13 protein-coding genes and 1 tRNA gene are annotated in these 12,140 nt (G+C 41.6%); 6 read left to right on the forward strand and 8 right to left on the reverse strand.

Annotated elements, in window-relative coordinates; all coding sequences use genetic code 11:
* Positions 1 to 89: 89 nt before the first annotated feature.
* Both AC504W_RS02270 and AC504W_RS02275 read left to right on the forward strand, forming a co-directional pair.
* Complete coding sequence (locus tag AC504W_RS02270; RefSeq protein WP_015113328.1) at positions 90 to 281, forward strand: hypothetical protein; 192 nt, start codon at positions 90 to 92, stop codon at positions 279 to 281.
* Between the two features lie 96 nt (positions 282 to 377).
* Positions 378 to 450, forward strand: a tRNA-Ala gene (locus AC504W_RS02275).
* 110 nt (positions 451 to 560) lie between these two features.
* Here AC504W_RS02275 and gnd read toward each other — a convergent pair.
* Complete coding sequence (gnd, locus tag AC504W_RS02280) at positions 561 to 1,991, reverse strand: NADP-dependent phosphogluconate dehydrogenase (RefSeq protein ID WP_494876021.1); 1,431 nt, start codon at positions 1,989 to 1,991, stop codon at positions 561 to 563.
* A gap of 334 nt (positions 1,992 to 2,325) precedes the next feature.
* Between gnd and AC504W_RS02285 the strand changes: the two genes are divergently transcribed.
* A complete protein-coding gene (locus tag AC504W_RS02285; protein ID WP_494876023.1) occupies positions 2,326 to 3,018 on the forward strand; it encodes a Ycf66 family protein in 693 nt (230 codons plus the stop codon).
* 91 nt (positions 3,019 to 3,109) lie between these two features.
* On the opposite strand, the gene AC504W_RS02290 is transcribed toward AC504W_RS02285, so the two are convergent.
* The 3 genes from AC504W_RS02290 to AC504W_RS02300 form a co-directional block, all read right to left on the reverse strand.
* Positions 3,110 to 3,244 carry a hypothetical protein gene (locus AC504W_RS02290; RefSeq protein WP_494876025.1) on the reverse strand — a complete coding sequence of 45 codons (135 nt, stop codon included), beginning with the start codon at positions 3,242 to 3,244 and terminating at the stop codon, positions 3,110 to 3,112.
* A gap of 23 nt (positions 3,245 to 3,267) precedes the next feature.
* Positions 3,268 to 3,516: a DUF4926 domain-containing protein gene (locus AC504W_RS02295; protein ID WP_494876026.1), complete on the reverse strand. Its 249-nt coding sequence runs from the start codon at positions 3,514 to 3,516 to the stop codon at positions 3,268 to 3,270.
* A 76-nt stretch (positions 3,517 to 3,592) separates the two neighbouring features.
* A complete protein-coding gene (locus AC504W_RS02300; protein WP_494876027.1) occupies positions 3,593 to 3,868 on the reverse strand; it encodes a DUF6883 domain-containing protein in 276 nt (91 codons plus the stop codon).
* 179 nt (positions 3,869 to 4,047) lie between these two features.
* Here AC504W_RS02300 and ileS point away from each other — a divergent pair, with 179 nt between their 5' ends.
* Both ileS and AC504W_RS02310 read left to right on the forward strand, forming a co-directional pair.
* Positions 4,048 to 6,930 (forward strand): isoleucine--tRNA ligase, encoded by a 2,883-nt coding sequence (gene ileS, locus AC504W_RS02305; RefSeq protein ID WP_494876028.1) that lies wholly within the window; start codon positions 4,048 to 4,050, stop codon positions 6,928 to 6,930.
* A 513-nt stretch (positions 6,931 to 7,443) separates the two neighbouring features.
* Positions 7,444 to 7,632 carry a hypothetical protein gene (locus tag AC504W_RS02310; protein ID WP_494876029.1) on the forward strand — a complete coding sequence of 63 codons (189 nt, stop codon included), beginning with the start codon at positions 7,444 to 7,446 and terminating at the stop codon, positions 7,630 to 7,632.
* Positions 7,633 to 7,877: 245 nt separating this feature from the next.
* On the opposite strand, the gene AC504W_RS02315 is transcribed toward AC504W_RS02310, so the two are convergent.
* From AC504W_RS02315 to AC504W_RS02325, 3 genes are all read right to left on the reverse strand, one after another.
* A complete protein-coding gene (locus tag AC504W_RS02315) occupies positions 7,878 to 8,150 on the reverse strand; it encodes a hypothetical protein (protein WP_494876030.1) in 273 nt (90 codons plus the stop codon).
* Positions 8,131 to 8,376, reverse strand: coding sequence for a hypothetical protein (locus AC504W_RS02320; RefSeq protein ID WP_015113319.1), 246 nt, complete (start codon positions 8,374 to 8,376; stop codon positions 8,131 to 8,133). The genes AC504W_RS02315 and AC504W_RS02320 overlap by 20 nt, the downstream gene beginning before the upstream one ends.
* Before the next feature lie 198 nt (positions 8,377 to 8,574).
* Entirely contained in the window at positions 8,575 to 9,027 is a 453-nt protein-coding gene (locus AC504W_RS02325; protein WP_494876031.1) for an SRPBCC family protein, read from the reverse strand.
* 295 nt (positions 9,028 to 9,322) lie between these two features.
* Between AC504W_RS02325 and AC504W_RS02330 the strand changes: the two genes are divergently transcribed.
* Positions 9,323 to 10,969 carry a mechanosensitive ion channel gene (locus AC504W_RS02330; RefSeq protein WP_494876032.1) on the forward strand — a complete coding sequence of 549 codons (1,647 nt, stop codon included), beginning with the start codon at positions 9,323 to 9,325 and terminating at the stop codon, positions 10,967 to 10,969.
* 80 nt (positions 10,970 to 11,049) lie between these two features.
* On the opposite strand, the gene AC504W_RS02335 is transcribed toward AC504W_RS02330, so the two are convergent.
* Positions 11,050 to 12,030 carry a DUF1517 domain-containing protein gene (locus AC504W_RS02335; protein WP_494876033.1) on the reverse strand — a complete coding sequence of 327 codons (981 nt, stop codon included), beginning with the start codon at positions 12,028 to 12,030 and terminating at the stop codon, positions 11,050 to 11,052.
* Between the last annotated feature and the right edge of the window lie 110 nt (positions 12,031 to 12,140).

Raw genomic sequence — 12,140 nt, forward strand, 5'->3', positions numbered from 1 at the left:
TAAATCCTAGTGACCGCCATCCAAATTGAGTCCAGTTCTCGAAAACGGTGTTAATATTAGTTTACAAGTATTAATATATATTAAGAAATATGTTGATTCCTATTTTATTATTTGATGTAGCACTGGTGGCATGGTCACTACATCTTATGGAAAAAGCCTACGAGAATAAAGAATTTTCTCTGATGTTGGCAGGGACATTGGTAGCGCTTGCCGCTGCTGCTATGTTAGTAGTTTACTTTCTTATGGGTCACTGCATGACTTACTTATTACAAGTTTCATAGTATAGTTCTGTGTAATAGATTAAGTATTTATATTGATTGCCTAAACAAGACTTGACAAATAAGAAATTATTAAGGCAGAATTAACGATGGGTTTTCGGGGTTATAGCTCAGTTGGTAGAGCGCTGCAATGGCATTGCAGAGGTCAGCGGTTCGAACCCGCTTAGCTCCATAATGATTGTTCAAAAGAAAGAGACTCTGAACTTCAGAGCCTCTTTCTAATTTTCAGATAACAGGAATTTAAACTTTCACAAGATGCTCATAACTTAGAGGAGTGAAAGTTTACTTTGTAGCTTCTGTGATGGGAACCCATTCAGTATGGAAACTACCTGGTTTATCTAGACGTAGATAGGTATGTGCGCCGAAGTAATCGCGTTGTGCTTGAGTGAGGTTTTGGGGCAAGCGATCGCGGCGATAGCTGTCAAAATAATCTAAAGATGCGCTAAATGCTGGTACAGGAATACCCAATTTCGCCGCAGTTATGATTACTTCCCGCCAAGCTGCTTGTCGGTCGAGAATTGTTTGCTTAAATTCAGGAGCCAATAGCAAGTTAGGCAATGCAGGATTTTCGGTAAATGCCTTCTTAATTTTATTCAAGAAGCCAGCGCGAATAATACAACCACCTTTCCAAATCCGGGCTAATTCACCCAAATCCAAATTCCAGTTATATGTTTTGGAAGCTGTAGATAATAAAGCCATCCCTTGAGCATAAGAACAAATCTTGGAGCAATATAAAGCATCCCGAACTTTGTTAATAAACTCTTTGGTAGTACCGTCATATTTGCCGCTGGGGCCTGTGAGTTGCTTGGATGCAGCTATCCGTTCATCTTTAATAGAAGAGATAATCCGAGCATTTACAGCTGCTGTGATGGTAGGAATCGAAACTCCTAATTCCAAAGCAGTTTGTACAGTCCAACGACCAGTACCCTTTTGACCTGCTGCGTCCACAATCAAATCTACCAAAGGTAAACTTGTGTCTGGATCAATGTAAGGGAAGATATTAGCTGTAATCTCAATCAAAAATGAGTTGAGTTCGTCAGTGGTGTTCCATTCAGCAAACACTTCGTGAAGCTGATTGTGGTCAAGTCCACCAGCATTTTTCAACAAATCGTAGGCTTCAGCAATCAGCTGCATATCGCCGTACTCAATACCGTTGTGTACCATCTTCACGTAGTGACCGGAACCACCGGGGCCAACGTAGGTAACACAAGGGCCATCATCAACTTGGGCAGCAATTTTATTGAAAATTGGTGAGAGATACTCATAGGAACTTTGGGTTCCACCAGGCATCAGAGAAGGGCCGTTGAGCGCGCCTTCTTCACCACCACTCACACCCATACCGAGAAACCGCAGACCCAGAGGTTCTAATTCTTCGGTACGTCTTTGGGTATCTTCAAACCAAGAGTTGCCACCATCAATAATGATATCGCCTTCAGCCAGCAAAGGTTTTAGCTGCTGAATCACCGCATCCACGGGTTTACCAGCTTGTACCATTACTAGAATCTTGCGGGGACGTTCTAATGCTGCAACGAATTCTTCTAAAGTAAAGGCTGCTTTAACGTTCCGCCCTGGCGCACGCTGGGCCATGAAAGCATCGGTTTTTTCGCGGGAGCGGTTGTATACTGCAATTGGAAAACCATTACGTTCTACATTAAGAGCGATATTCTCGCCCATAACGGCTAATCCAATCACACCAAAACTTTGTAGTGTCATAACTAGTTTGGCTAACTCTTGCAGATTCTTTCATCTTTTAGGGTAATCCGAGAGTTTCTCTTATCCCCTAAAGAAGACATTAAGAGTTACTGTCATTAGTAAAAGCTCAGAACTAACATCACATATAACAAGTTTTAAATTGTATCTAAGTCAACAATTGTGCTGCAAAATTTGCAAAATTGGAATATCTAGTTGAGGGATGAGGCACAGGGATTAGGAATTAGGGATTAAATTCAGCATAATTTTTCCTTAAATTCAGATTAATTTTTCTAGTACCTAGTACCTAATACTCAATACTCAACCCCAATGAAAAATAGTTAAGGAGTAACCAAAAATGCTGGCATACGTCCTAGCTTTGGTGGTCGGTCTTGGTAGTTTATTACTCTACCTATCAGCTTTCTTTTTCCCCGAAATCCATCGCAAGAATGATTTTATTTGGAGTGGCATTGGGCTGTTTTACGCTTTAGTTTTATGGGTGTTTGCGCCACATATTGGCGGAGGATTATTACTAGGTCATGTGGCGAGTGTGGCTCTTTTAATTTGGTTTGGCTGGCAAACTTTATCACTGCGGCGACAAGTCACTCCGCTATTACAACAAACTCCAGTACCTAGTTCGGAAGCCGTGAAAACTTCTCTTCAAGAACAGGTGACAAAGTTATCTCTTTCAGAACGTTTTGGCAAGTTGCAACAAGGGTTGAGTAGCACCTTGGGGGGTGTAAAAGATAAAGTACAACCACCTGTCAGTAAAAATGTACCAGTAGAGAAACCTGCTGTTGAGATTATTGACAAAACTACACCCATCCCAGAACCTGCTGCTGAAGAAGTTCCTGCACCTACAGATGTAGCACCGACAACCGAGAGTGTACCCCAAGTAATTCCTCCACATCCGCCATCCCCGGAATTGGTGGAAGCAGCACAAATAGAATCTGAAGAAAAACCACATATTCCTGTAGAAGAAATTGCGCCTGATGCGGTGCTTGCTCCCCCGGCTGAAGCACCACCAGAACAAATACCGCCAAATAGTTAAGTTAGTTAAATTTTGTGAAACCCAGCTTGATTTTATGATCATGTTGGGTTTTTTTGTATCTAAGTGGCGATCGCACAAATTAAACTATCTACTAGATAAACAATGCTGGGGAGACATGAAAAAATTCTCCTAATGCTTTTGCTTGAGCTTTACTAACTGCTCTTAATTTTTCAACAGTTTCTAGAGTGCGATCATATTCTTTTGTTGCAATAACTATAGGCTTCATGTCTAAAACTCGCCTAAACTCAATTACGCTGTAACCATTTCTGCTACTGAACTAGGTGATGCTGGCTCAAAATGTAACACCATAATTTGCTCTGGACGTAGACCAATAGATTCGTAGGTTTGACCGTGGCGGTCGCTAAATTCTACTTCAAATGCAGCACCATCAGCCAATATTTCAACTATTGTACCAACTTGACCACGCAACAAATTATATTCAAGTAGATCAGTTGTGAGTGCCACTATGTCTAACAACTTCGGTTTACTTGTACTCATCGGGTATAATTTTCAGATTTTATAACTTAATATAGCCACTTGTTAACCTTGGAAAATCAGAATTATTTTCTATAATCTAACCAGTGCGAATAGTTGCATTTCTATCTTGCCATTCTAAAGTAAAGTCTACTGTATAGCGTTGTCCAAATTCATCACATCGATTTAAAACGGCTTCTTGAGTTTTAACTTTTTCTAAAATAATCTGGCGTAATTTTGCTGCATTATCAGCAGTCATACCCAGTATTGATAAAAACAGACGAGCTTTATTCTTTCCTGACGGATGCTCTGGATTAAGACAGTAATCTCGTAGTTTACGAATATCAACAACTGCATTTTCAGCATTTGGCAGCATATTAACTGAGGATAATCTAATAATTTCTGTGAGATTGAATCTGTATTGTTTCAATTTCTCATAGTTAAAGTGCTATGGATTACCGGAACCCACACAAATGAGCAAAACAGGTAATTTTAGACTTCCTGCCATCTTCTATAATTGATAAAACCTGCACATATATTCTTAGGCATGAAGCTGTGACGGAAACTGGAAGCTACAAAGACACTGTAAATCTACCTAAAACTAATTTTGAAATGCGGGCTAACGCCATCAAGCGGGAACCAGAAATTCAAAAGTTTTGGGCAGACAATCAAATTTTTGAACGCCTATCGCAAGAAAATCCAGGCAAATTATTTATACTGCACGATGGCCCTCCCTACGCAAATGGCTCTCTGCATATTGGTCATGCCTTAAATAAAATTCTCAAAGATATTATTAATCGCTACCAGTTGTTACAAGGGCGTAAGGTTCGTTATGTGCCTGGTTGGGACTGCCACGGCTTACCAATTGAACTGAAGGTTTTGCAAAATCTCAAGTCGGCAGAACGGCAAAGTTTAACGCCTTTACAATTGCGCCAAAAAGCAAAAGAATTCGCTTTAGCAACGGTAGATGAACAACGTAAAAGTTTCAAACGCTACGGTGTTTGGGGTGACTGGGATAACCCATATCTGACGCTGAAGCCGGAATACGAAGCGGCGCAGATTGGTGTATTCGGGCAGATGGTGTTAAAAGGATACATCTATCGCGGGTTGAAGCCGGTTCACTGGAGTCCGAGTTCTAAGACGGCGTTGGCTGAGGCAGAGTTGGAATATCCTGAAGGGCATACTTCGCGCAGTATCTATGCGGCGTTCCCTGTCACTGGGTTGTCGGAGTCAGCAAAATCAACTTTGGGAGAATATCTGCCAGAATTGGGCGTGGCTGTGTGGACTACTACGCCTTGGACAATTCCCGGTAATTTGGCTGTGGCGGTGAATGGGGATTTGAATTACGCGGTGGTGGAAGTCTCACGCAAAGACGCAGAGGCGCAAAGTAATTTTAAATATCTCATCGTTGCGGCTGATTTGGTGGAACGTCTAGCGGCGACTATCTCAGCCCAGTTGACGGTGAAGGCTACTTTTAAGGGTAAGGAGTTGGAACATACTACTTACCGTCATCCTTTATATGACCGCGAAAGTCCGGTTGTAGTGGGTGGTGATTACATCACTACTGAGTCGGGTACTGGGTTGGTACATACTGCCCCTGGTCACGGTCAAGAAGACTACATTGTGGGTCAGCGTTACGGTTTGCCTATCCTTGCGCCAGTGGATGACAATGGCAACTTTACCGAGGAAGCGGGACAGTTTGCTGGGTTAAATGTGTTGGGTGATGGTAATCAGGCGGTAATTGATGCGCTAACGGCGGCGGGTTCACTGTTGAAGGAAGAACCTTACGCCCACAAATATCCTTATGACTGGCGGACGAAGAAACCAACGATTTTCCGGGCGACGGAACAATGGTTTGCTTCAGTGGAAGGATTTAGGGAAGAGGCATTAAAGGCGATCGCATCGGTAAAATGGATACCAGCCCAAGGTGAAAATCGCATCACACCAATGGTGGCGGAACGTTCTGACTGGTGTATTTCTCGTCAGCGTGCTTGGGGTGTGCCAATTCCCGTATTTTATGATCAGGAAACAAACGAACCTCTGCTAAACGAGGAAACTATCAACCACGTTCAAGCTATCATTGCCGAAAAAGGTTCTGATGCTTGGTGGGAATTATCAGTTGCGGAATTATTACCAGAGTCCTATAGAAATAATGGTCGGTCTTACCGCAGAGGTACAGACACAATGGACGTATGGTTTGATTCTGGTTCATCTTGGGCAGCTGTACTTAAGCAGCGTCCAGAGTTACGCTACCCCGCTGATATATATTTAGAAGGTTCAGACCAACATCGTGGTTGGTTCCAGTCGAGTTTGCTGACTAGTGTGGCGGTAAATGACATTGCGCCTTATAAAACTGTGTTAACTCACGGCTTTGCTTTGGATGAGCAAGGGCGGAAGATGAGCAAATCAGAAGGGAATGTGGTTGATCCCAATGCCATCATTGAAGGTGGGAAAAATCAAAAATCAGACCCAGCTTATGGTGCAGATGTGTTGAGATTGTGGGTATCTTCGGTAGACTATTCCGGTGATGTCCGCATTGGGAAAAACATCATCAAGCAACTGAACGATGTGCGCGGTAAGATTCGTAATACGGCGCGGTTCTTGTTGGGTAGCTTGCACGATTTTGATCCCGAAAAAGATGCAGTACCTTTCGAGGATTTGCCACAGTTAGATAAATATATGCTGCACCGCATCCGTGAGGTGTTTCAAGAAGTGACGGAAGCATTTGATAGTTTCCAATTCTTCCGTTTCTTCCAAACAGTGCAGAATTTCTGTGTGGTGGATTTATCTAACTTCTATTTAGATATCGCCAAAGATAGGCTATATATCAGTGCGCTGGATGCTTTCCGTCGCCGCAGTTGTCAGACAGTAATACACATCGCTTTAGAGAATTTAGCACGAGCGATCGCACCTGTTCTTTGCCACACCGCTGAAGATATCTGGCAATATCTCCCCTACAAAACACCCTACAAATCAGTGTTTCAAGCTGGTTGGGTGAAACTAGAGGATAAATGGGATAATCCAGAGTTGGCAGAATCTTGGCAACAATTACGCCAGTTGCGTACTGATGTAAACAAGGTTTTAGAACAAGCTAGGATAGAAAAGCTAATCGGTTCTTCCTTGGAAGCTAAAGCTTTGATTTATGTTAAGGATGAAAAATCTCGCACCATCATTGCAACTTTAAATCCTGTTAGCGGTAACGGTATCGATGAACTGCGCTATTTATTCCTCACTTCTCAGGTAGAGTTATTAGATTCGCCTGAGAAATTGCAAGATGTGAAATATAACTTGCAGTCTGATAGCTGGGGAATTGGGGTAGTGAATGCAGATGGCGAAAAATGCGATCGCTGCTGGAACTACTCAACTCATGTGGGAGAATCAGCAAAGCATCCCTTATTGTGCGAAAGGTGCGTTTCTGCCTTAGCTGGTGAATTCTAATTTTTGCATTGTAGGAAGCTTTGTTGCTTCTTGAGCAGTGAATTTGATTAACTTAACCCCTTTCCATATTGGAGAGGGGTTTAAATATTTGTGGTTTTGGGAAAAGTCAGGCGATCGCGATAACTAGCAGATAATCTAGCTATGTTTCGCGTTCTGATATCAAATAGAAATGCGATCCCCATCTCTGTTATCTTCCATCACCCAGAAATTCAGCAAAAATATGGCAGAAATTCACAAATAATTATGATTACAGCCATAAATCTCATCAATTTTTGCTTTTATTGCTTTAATTTTGAATTTTCCCAGCATTAGTAAATTAACGTATTGATTTGCATAAGTATTTATCTGCTTATTCAAGTTAAAAAGAAAAGCGATCGCTCTTTCAAAATTGCGATCAGTTAAATACTTAAAAAAGCCTTAAGTATTTCAATATATCTATCTCAGGTGTAAGTAAATAAATAGAATAGTCGATGAAATATGGAGATACACGTAAATTTTTTAGGAGCTATTAAAATGCAGAATTTTCGTCTTAACTCCACAATTTCCAAATCATGGATTCCCGAAAATCGGACAAAAAAGCTGACAGGTTTAATAGAATGGTGCAAAATTGTTCATGCCTGCATAGAATCTGGGCAAATCGATGATGCCAAGATTTTTTTAGAGCAAGCAATTCATGAAGCTGAAATGCCAAGTAAAGAATAAATTAATTGATATCGGCATCAGGTCAAACTGGAAATGCTAAACAGACTCAATATACTTACGAAATACGAACAATGAAGGAGCCAGAATATTTTTCTGACTCCTTTTGATTAGAAGAATATACAAGAAGACTATTCACTTTGACTGAGTAGATTATGATTACAAAAAAACTATTGAGAATTCAGAAATCACCTTTCTTCTAACCCCTCTCCGACGCAGAGAGGGGCAAGATTTGGGTATGTATAAATTCAATTATTTTCAAAACTACGCAAAGACCTGAAAACACGTAAATTCTTCCGCTTATTCTTTTGATGACTGATTAAATAATTATCAGCGTAACGAAAAGCTGCCGCACAATCGTAAGCCGCAATCGCTACAGCTTGCAAAAAAACCTGAATGGGAATTTCAAAGCTAGAAATTCTTTCTGTTAGCATTAATAATTCCCCATCTGTTGCAGGAACAGCAGTTTCTTCTGCCCATTCTGGTTCATTAAAAATGTCTTTAATTAGCGCCTTGGACATTTTGCACCTCCCCAAAAGCATAAGAAGCAAAGCCTGCGATGAAATTTAACTGTTCTTCACGAGTTTGCAAGTTAACAGGTAGTTCAGCACTAGGAAATCCTAGTTCATTTAAAATATCCAAACAGTAAGCACTGGTTTGACTGTAAGAAGCTTGCTCCCATTTATGAGCTACTTCTTTTGCCATTTCCAGATTGACTCTAATAAATCTCATCGCAGGGCTAGTCATAAGTTGCACCCTAATAAACTGGATATTGGCAGTTTTGATCAGAACCCCAATTCAACGTAACCGTGATTTTGCTGAATTTATGAAGATCGCCAATTTGAATATCAGCGCATTTGCGTAATTAGCAGATGAGAGAATACGGAGATGAGCAAGAATAAACAAAGACTTGTAATCACACCCGTACGTAAACACAGAGAGTATCTACTGACTAATTTGCACTTCTTCCGCAACGCGTTTGAGGCGACGCAGTTGGGCTTGCATATCTTCCTTTGTCCAGGATGCAGCAAAATTGTTAAATCCCCAACTAACTAGGGGATTAGGAATAGTGAACTCAAAACGATTGACTAAGCGTGTTCCCTTTTCTACTGGTTGACATTCCCAGCGATCGCGTCCTTGAAAAAATCCTTGAAATTCCCAAACGACTAAACCCGGTTGTCGTTCTACCACAATGCTTTTGAGCGTTGGCTTAACTAGGGGAATTTGAATTATGAAGCGACTTTCACTACCTATATCCGTACTCCAAATCTCACCCACCGGTTCGCAGCGTAGCACAGGATTGAGCCAGCGAGACATCAGCGCTAAATCCGTAATACAGCGCTCGACAACCGCTGCTGTGGCATTAATTTGAATTGATTGTTCAAAAATTTGGGTCATGCCAATTAGTAATCCTGTTGCTGCCCTTAGATTAACCCAAAATTGGCTGTTGTCTGCAAGCTACATTTATGTGACAAAAAACCTGTTCTTACTCAAGCAAAATCCCAGTGAAAATACAAAATATTTTTTTATTTGTAACAAATTAGCCTATCTATCAATTGCCTATATATATTTACTGGTAAATTGTTACGCAAAATCCGCGTAAACTTACTAGAGTGTAATTTTGCATCATCAAATCTACTCTACTGAGTTCACAGTATTTTTAACGAACACATAAGCTAAATTCCAAAAAACCATGAACACAACTTGGCCAGGGATATCCCGGTTGATAGACATGGGTTTGTCGATAAAGGGACAGCAATTTTTAGGACAATCGCCCAATCTGCCATTAGATCAACCGAGTGTAAACCAAGGAATTGCAGAACTCCAAGGAATTGGACAACAAGTAATTCTGTATACACCAAGATTGCTAGGGGCAGTGGCAATTTTGTTAGTAGGTTTACTGATTGCTGCCAGCATTGCCGCAGTGACGCGCGGTATCTTGAATCGCACGAACATTGATAATCGTATTGCGGCAGGGGTAACGGGACGCAGAGATGTTCCCCAGGTAGAGAAATTAATCTCTAGTTTGGTCTTTTGGAGCATTATCTTACTAACAGTAGTGGCTGTCTTACAAGCACTAGGACTAGAGGTAGCTTCTCGACCACTCAATAGTTTTCTTGATCAACTGATTGGCTTTTTGCCAAAAGTGGTGGGTGCAGGAATTCTGTTAGGAGTTGCTTGGGTTTTAGCCAGTATTGTCAAAATTGTTACTTTGCGGGGATTGCAAGCATTCAAGCTAGATGAGCGTTTAAATCAAGACTCGCCCGAAGATAGTATTAGTCTCGATCGCATTTCTTTGAGTGAGACGATCGCCAGTGCTTTATATTGGTTTATCTTTTTACTATTTCTTGCCCCAGTTCTCGATACTCTGGGACTGCGGCAAGCTCTTTTACCAGTACAAGCACTGATTACCGAAATTCTCTCAATTCTTCCCAATATTTTGGCAGCAATTTTAATTGCGGTATTGGGATGGTTTTTAGCTAATATTGTCCGACGAATTGTGACTAATCTTTTAGCCACAACTGGCGTAGATTATTTAGGTAGTCGGTTTGGGCTTTCCTCAGCAATGGGCGCACAGTCTTTATCGACAATTATCGGCACAATTGTCTATGTTTTAATTTTGATTCCTGTGGCGATCGCCGCCTTGAATGCTTTAAAAATTGAGGCGATATCTGTACCAGCAATTACTATGCTGCAACAGATTTTAAATAGTTTGCCTGCTATTTTTACAGCCGCAGCAATTTTAATTATTGCCTTTTTTGTTGGGCGCTTTGTGGGAGATTTAGTTACTAGTATTTTGACTAGTTTAGGCTTTAACAATATTTTTGCGGTGCTTGGTTTGCCATCACCTGCTAGGCAAGAAGTCTATACCGAAACACAACCACTAGCACCACTCCGCACACCCTCAGAAATTGCTGGCATTATTACTTTAGTCGGCATTATGCTATTTGCCACAGTGGCAGCAGTGAATATTTTAAATATTCCTGCCCTGACAACATTGGTAACTGGCATTTTAATTATTTTGGGGCGGATTTTGTCGGGATTAATTGTGTTTGCTGTCGGATTATTTCTGGCAAATCTAGCTTTTAGTTTGATTAGCAGTTCCGGCGAGCGCCAGGCTAAAATTTTAGCTCAAGTAGCGAGAATTTCCATTATTACTTTAGTCTCGGCAATGGCATTACAACAAATTGGTGTTGCCAGCGATATTGTCAATTTAGCATTTGGTTTATTGCTAGGTGCGATCGCTGTGGCTATTGCTCTGGCTTTTGGTCTGGGCGGCCGCGATATTGCCCGCGAACAAGTTAAAGAGTGGTTGGATTCTTTTAAAAGTAAGAGCTAAATTCACCAATTGAAAAACCCGCTTGCAGGCATGGATTCTCCATCTTGGGCGGGTTTTAAAATGCAATTATTGTGATTGTGTTACACAAGTGTCAAATCAGGATACTCTGCTAACAAATCATCGGAAGTTAAGGTATCACCTTCAGCTTGAGGAGTCCACAAAACTTCAATGGCTAACAGTTGCTCACCTGGAATACTCCCAATTTGCCGCAAAGCTTGACGCAAGCTTTCTGTAGAGTTAATAGCGGGAGTTTCTAATTTCCCTAGAGTTGCCGCCAACAAGGTAACGATAATATATTCTCCAGGGCCTTCGCTAATTAGCTTAGTTGGGTTGTCCAGTTCACCACTAGCGGGTAAAGCTTCTTTAGCCAGAGCCGCTTTGAGTTGGTTATTGACGTTAGAGAGGGTTTCTTCGCTAAATTTGCTGCGTTCTGCTAATGCTAAACGGTTGAACTGACTTTCAGCAGAGCTTAACTTCGCTTGTTGTGTACCACCGCCTGCATATACCCAATATTCTGGATGGCGGAGTAAAGCGAGACTAGTTTCTTGCAGAACTGCGGCTCTACCTTCGGGTGAGTTGGTATCAGCAATTTCGGCAATTTTGTTGAGTTCTGGTTGCAAATCACGGGCTTGCGCTAACAAACCAACTTGCAAACGAGTTACAGAAACATTGGGGTTGCTGTTATAACCAACGTCTTCTATTCCGTCACTGTTAGAACGGCGGAAACTTTGGACGAGAAAGTTAGCGATCGCAATAAAAATTAAAATCGAAAACAGACCGCCAAATCCGCCACCAAAACCCCACAAAGGCAGTAGGAAAGGAAAGCCAAAACCACCGCCAGGATAAGGAGCATAGTAGCCGCCACCGCCAGGAGGTGCGTAAGTACGCGGTGTATAGGTACGGCTGCTAGAAGGCATTCTAAAAGAACCGCCGCCAATACGACCACCACTGCGGGCAGCTAATGCGCCGTCAGCATGACCTAGTGCTAAAGCTAAAACTAGGCTGAGGACAAAGAACGTTTTTAACAGCGGTTTGATGGTTTGTTGTATTTTTTTACGCATAACACAGTCGCTTGAAAAATTTTATTGCTGATATTGCATCCTAAGCTGGTAGGATTTTTGCGGTATGTAGCTGATGCCAGCCCGCGACTAGTAAGCGAGTATTTAATTGG

This window comes from Nostoc sp. C96 (assembly GCF_059384975.1).

Excerpts from the sequence above, each read along its gene's own strand:
- gnd (WP_494876021.1), bottom strand. The coding sequence starts at position 1,991 with ATGACACTACAAAGTTTTGGTGTGATTGGATTAGCCGTTATGGGCGAG.
- AC504W_RS02315 (WP_494876030.1), bottom strand. The coding sequence starts at position 8,150 with ATGTCCAAGGCGCTAATTAAAGACATTTTTAATGAACCAGAATGGGCA.
- AC504W_RS02295 (WP_494876026.1), bottom strand. The coding sequence starts at position 3,516 with ATGAGTACAAGTAAACCGAAGTTGTTAGACATAGTGGCACTCACAACT.
- AC504W_RS02320 (WP_015113319.1), bottom strand. The coding sequence starts at position 8,376 with ATGACTAGCCCTGCGATGAGATTTATTAGAGTCAATCTGGAAATGGCA.
- AC504W_RS02335 (WP_494876033.1), bottom strand. The coding sequence starts at position 12,030 with ATGCGTAAAAAAATACAACAAACCATCAAACCGCTGTTAAAAACGTTC.
- AC504W_RS02325 (WP_494876031.1), bottom strand. The coding sequence starts at position 9,027 with ATGACCCAAATTTTTGAACAATCAATTCAAATTAATGCCACAGCAGCG.
- AC504W_RS02310 (WP_494876029.1), top strand. The coding sequence starts at position 7,444 with ATGCAGAATTTTCGTCTTAACTCCACAATTTCCAAATCATGGATTCCC.
- AC504W_RS02270 (WP_015113328.1), top strand. The coding sequence starts at position 90 with ATGTTGATTCCTATTTTATTATTTGATGTAGCACTGGTGGCATGGTCA.
- AC504W_RS02300 (WP_494876027.1), bottom strand. The coding sequence starts at position 3,868 with ATGCTGCCAAATGCTGAAAATGCAGTTGTTGATATTCGTAAACTACGA.
- AC504W_RS02290 (WP_494876025.1), bottom strand. The coding sequence starts at position 3,244 with ATGAAGCCTATAGTTATTGCAACAAAAGAATATGATCGCACTCTAGAA.
- AC504W_RS02285 (WP_494876023.1), top strand. The coding sequence starts at position 2,326 with ATGCTGGCATACGTCCTAGCTTTGGTGGTCGGTCTTGGTAGTTTATTA.
- AC504W_RS02330 (WP_494876032.1), top strand. The coding sequence starts at position 9,323 with ATGAACACAACTTGGCCAGGGATATCCCGGTTGATAGACATGGGTTTG.